Below are 3,808 nucleotides of genomic sequence, written 5' to 3'. Positions count from 1 at the left end.
ATGGAAATCAGAGTATTCCTTTTGTACTTGGTATGCTGCCATTTGGATCAGTAATCCGGGTAGCTTCGTGAAGAGTTATACCACATGCTTTGAAGAACGCTTCACATAGATGATGATCTGATCTACCTGAACCTTCCAGATGCAACGTAATGCGTGCTGATGATGCAAGGGTAGTAAAGAAGTGTTCTATTAGATATGGTTCCAGCACTCCTTCTATTGGACCACTAAATACTCCTGAAAATACACAGTACGGCCTACCACTGATATCAGTTGTGACCATCACCCTTGCTTCATCCATCGGGATAATAGCATGAGCAAATCTTCTAATGCCCCTGCCTTCTCCAATAGCTTCTCTTAAGGTTGATCCAAGGACTATGGCTATGTCTTCAACAGTATGATGAGGTCCGACATTAAGATCTCCCTCTGACCTGATTGTAAGATCAAACCTTCCATGCCGACCAAATGATTCGAGCATATGATCAAAAAATGGTATCCCGGTTTCTATCTGGCAAATCCCTTTGCCGTCAAGATTGAGATTAATTTTTATCTTTGTCTCTTTGGTCTCACGTGAAATTGATCCTGTCCTCATGATGATGCCCTGAGTGCCTCTTCAAGCGAAATCTTTCCGGAGTAGAGTCCAGATCCAAGGACTATACCTGCTGCACCACACTCCCTTAATGTGGTAACATCTGAAGGTTTTGTAATCCCTCCGGCGACAATGATCGGGACTGTTACTCTATTGGTAAGCAGTCTCACCGGTTCTGCCTCCACTCCTTTACATAGCCCCTCCACATTTACATTGGTATAGAGGAGTGACCCTGCCCCTTTTGTGATAAAGAGTTCAGCCCATTTGAGGTAATCTCCAGCAGGCCGTTCCCAACCGTTTACAACGATCTGCCCTTGTCTGGCATCTACTCCTGCCATTATTCGGTCATGACCATACTCGTCAGAAAGGGTGGTGAGACAATCAGGATTGTTCACTGCAAAGGTGCTAATGATAATTCTGTCGACTCCGGTGTCGAGCCAGGATCGGGCATCATCGAGTGAGCGGATTCCACCGCCAAGTTGTATTTCGACCCCTGTTTCCTCGATTACACTTTTAATCTTTTCTGCATTAACTTCAGAAGAGCCAAATGCCCCGTCCAGGTTTACAATATGTAGAGCTTCTGCTCCTTTAGAGATCCAGGACTTTGCAAACGTAAGTGGATCTCCATATCTTGTTGCAGAATCCTTCTTACCCTGGACCAACTGTACACAGTTTCCTCCAAGGATATCTACCGCTGGAAATACCTTCATGATTAATGGATCAATCGCTCTATTGACATGACAAGGATGTCTCTGGCACCAGCTTGTTTGACCTTATTGATTAGTTGGTATACTTTTTCTTCATCCACTACAACATGGACTGCTACCATATCCGGACGTGATGCTACTTCCATCACTGTCGGACCACTTAAACCTGGAATGATATCTCGGATCTGATCAAGGCCTGTTCTCTCCACATTCATCATCAGGTAACATTTGCCTCTTGCATTGATGACGCTTTCAAGAGCAAGATGTACCTCATCTATTTTTTCTTTTTTGGATGAACAGGATTGTTTGTTTGCAATTAGGAATGTACTGGTTTCAAGTACCTTGTCGATAACTTCGAGGCGGTTCTGTCGAAGTGTGGTTCCTGAACTCGAGAGATCAACGATAGCATCAGATATACCAAGATGAGGTGTTGCTTCACAAGCGCCCCCTACAGGCACTATGATCGGTTTAACTCCATTCTGTTTAAAAAATTTCCTGGTAATCGCTGGGAATTCAGTAGATACACGTTTTCCCTCAAGATCAGTCACCGTTTTATACGTAGACTTTTCTGGAACTGCAAGAACAACTGTGGCTCTCCCAAAGCCCAGGTTCAGCAGTTCTATTATATCAGACCCACGTTCAACTACCATATCATGGCCGGTGATCCCAAGATCAGCTACTCCGGTTGCGACATATTCAGGAATATCAATTGGTCTTGCGTACAGTATCTCTACGTGTGGATCTCTGGTTTTGACAATTAGTGAACGATCACTGGTTTCTACGATACCTAGACCCGATTTTTCGATAAGATCACGGATAGGCTCAGCTATCCGCCCTTTATTAGGTATGGCCAGACGAATAGCATGGCTTATTATCTGATTATCCTTGTCGCTAGACACGAGGGTTGTATCCATTAGAAAGTCTTTAATTCGCCCTTGATCACGCGTTCAGTGATTGAGGTGATGTTTTCAAGACCATAATCGATGATCTCATACACGTCCTTCTCGATGTCATTAAGGGTGATTCCTGTCTCTGGGATGATTTGCACACTCGCGATAAGAGGCTGGTCAATTGGCATTCCAATCTGTGAGAGAAGCCTGACCTGAATTTCTGATAAACCATCGACCTTCTTCACACATTCATGAGCGAGATCACTTGAGAGAAGGTTGTAAATCTTTCCAATATGGTTGATTGGATTCTTTCCTGATGTTGCTTCCATGCTCATCGGACGGTGAGGGGTAATAAGTCCGTTAGCTCTGTTTCCACGACCAACAGATCCATCATCACCCATCTCTGCTGATGTTCCGGTTACTGTCAGGAATAAACTGCATTCTTTGTCACAATCTGCTGTGTTTATAGAGACTTCGACAGATCTTTTGGTGCACTGTTTTGCAATTCTCGTGGCCTCTTCCTGGAGTTTTGACCGGTAGTCTACATACTCAGATAGCGACGATATATAACGGTCAACCATTGCACAACATAGAGTGAGTTTAATTGCATCACCTTGACGCAGACCCATGATTTTAATATCCTGACCATATGCAGGGTATTTTGGCCTGAGGGTGTTGTCAATATATGACGATATCTCGCGGACACAGGTTTCTATCTCTGAGAATGGTGCAAACGATACGCCAAATGAGGTATCATTTGCTCTTGGAATAGTCCCGTCTTCGGGTTTGAACACGTCACGCAGATCAGTAGATCCGGTTCCAAGACGGACATCCATTGTTACATCCCGGTCAAAGTCTAGTTCTGGGAGAATTGTACGCAGGTAATCCTTTGCCGCTTTAAGTGCAATAGGTTCTGCAGGAATCTTCTCACCGTTGAACTCTTTTGTTGCACGACCGTCCAGGAGGATGAAGATCGGTTTTAATATTTTACCGCCACCAAAGGCAGGCTGTGATTCACCGGCAACGATTTCTCCCTGGTCAGTATTGTGGTGGAGAACACCACCTACCTGATCGATGTAATTTCTGCAGAGAGCCTGGCTTATCGATTCAGCAATCCCATCTGCAATACTGTCCGGGTGGCCGAGGCATTTTCGTTCTACCAGTTCGATTTGTTGTTGTTCAAGAGGGGTCTGATTTAATATGTCTATTGCAATGTTTCGTTTCATGTCAAACCTCTGATTTTGTAAACGATATGACCGCTTACCAGTACAGAATAGAGTACTCATTCGTGTTCAGGGAAATAATAGATTCACCTCAGGCAATGAAGGGAGAACTCAAGTTTAAGGATCTTTGTCAAAAGGCGCGAAGGCCTAATGTAAGATCAATAAAATTCTTTTAGAATGTGTAGACCGCAGGAGGGTTCTTTATTCCCCAAAAATGTGATAATTATTGAAGTTTGAGTATTTCTGCAGGAAGTGAAAGTTCAAATCGTGTAAACTTTCCAGGAATCCCGGTTTCAGATATTTTTATCCCAAATACTGCGAGTTCTTGTTCTGCCAGAAACAAACCGAATCCATCACCAGATCCAAATCCGAGTTCAAAAATTCTCTTTTTCTGTTCAGAAG

The 3,808-nt window shown here is 43.8% G+C and carries 4 protein-coding genes; all 4 read right to left on the bottom strand.

What is annotated here, in order from left to right; all coding sequences use genetic code 11:
• Nucleotides 1-7 precede the first annotated feature (7 nt).
• The 4 genes from hisB to VN429_RS06635 are packed head-to-tail and all read right to left on the bottom strand — an operon-like array spanning nucleotide 8 to nucleotide 3,409.
• Nucleotides 8-589, bottom strand: coding sequence for an imidazoleglycerol-phosphate dehydratase HisB (gene hisB / locus VN429_RS06650; RefSeq protein WP_325631215.1), 582 nt, complete (start codon nucleotides 587-589; stop codon nucleotides 8-10).
• Nucleotides 586-1,296, bottom strand: a complete 711-nt coding sequence (gene hisA, locus VN429_RS06645) for a 1-(5-phosphoribosyl)-5-[(5-phosphoribosylamino)methylideneamino]imidazole-4-carboxamide isomerase (protein WP_325631213.1) — start codon at nucleotides 1,294-1,296, stop codon at nucleotides 586-588. Before hisA ends, hisB begins: the two co-directional genes overlap by 4 nt.
• A 2-nt stretch (nucleotides 1,297-1,298) precedes the next feature.
• Nucleotides 1,299-2,207 (bottom strand): ATP phosphoribosyltransferase, encoded by a 909-nt coding sequence (gene hisG / locus VN429_RS06640; protein ID WP_325631211.1) that lies wholly within the window; start codon nucleotides 2,205-2,207, stop codon nucleotides 1,299-1,301.
• Nucleotides 2,207-3,409 carry a methionine adenosyltransferase gene (locus tag VN429_RS06635; RefSeq protein WP_325631209.1) on the bottom strand — a complete coding sequence of 401 codons (1,203 nt, stop codon included), beginning with the start codon at nucleotides 3,407-3,409 and terminating at the stop codon, nucleotides 2,207-2,209. The genes hisG and VN429_RS06635 overlap by 1 nt, the downstream gene beginning before the upstream one ends.
• Nucleotides 3,410-3,808: the final 399 nt, after the last annotated feature.

Origin of the sequence: Methanospirillum sp. (assembly GCF_035560735.1) — an archaeon.
GTDB lineage: Archaea > Halobacteriota > Methanomicrobia > Methanomicrobiales > Methanospirillaceae > Methanospirillum.
Note: the sequence above shows the minus strand (reverse complement) of the source record. Positions and strands in the feature narration are given on the sequence as shown.

Bases quoted from the DNA above. Each gene is read 5' to 3' on its own strand.
- hisB (WP_325631215.1), bottom strand. From the start codon at position 589: ATGAGGACAGGATCAATTTCACGTGAGACCAAAGAGACAAAGATAAAA.
- hisA (WP_325631213.1), bottom strand. From the start codon at position 1,296: ATGAAGGTATTTCCAGCGGTAGATATCCTTGGAGGAAACTGTGTACAG.
- hisG (WP_325631211.1), bottom strand. From the start codon at position 2,207: ATGGATACAACCCTCGTGTCTAGCGACAAGGATAATCAGATAATAAGC.
- VN429_RS06635 (WP_325631209.1), bottom strand. From the start codon at position 3,409: ATGAAACGAAACATTGCAATAGACATATTAAATCAGACCCCTCTTGAA.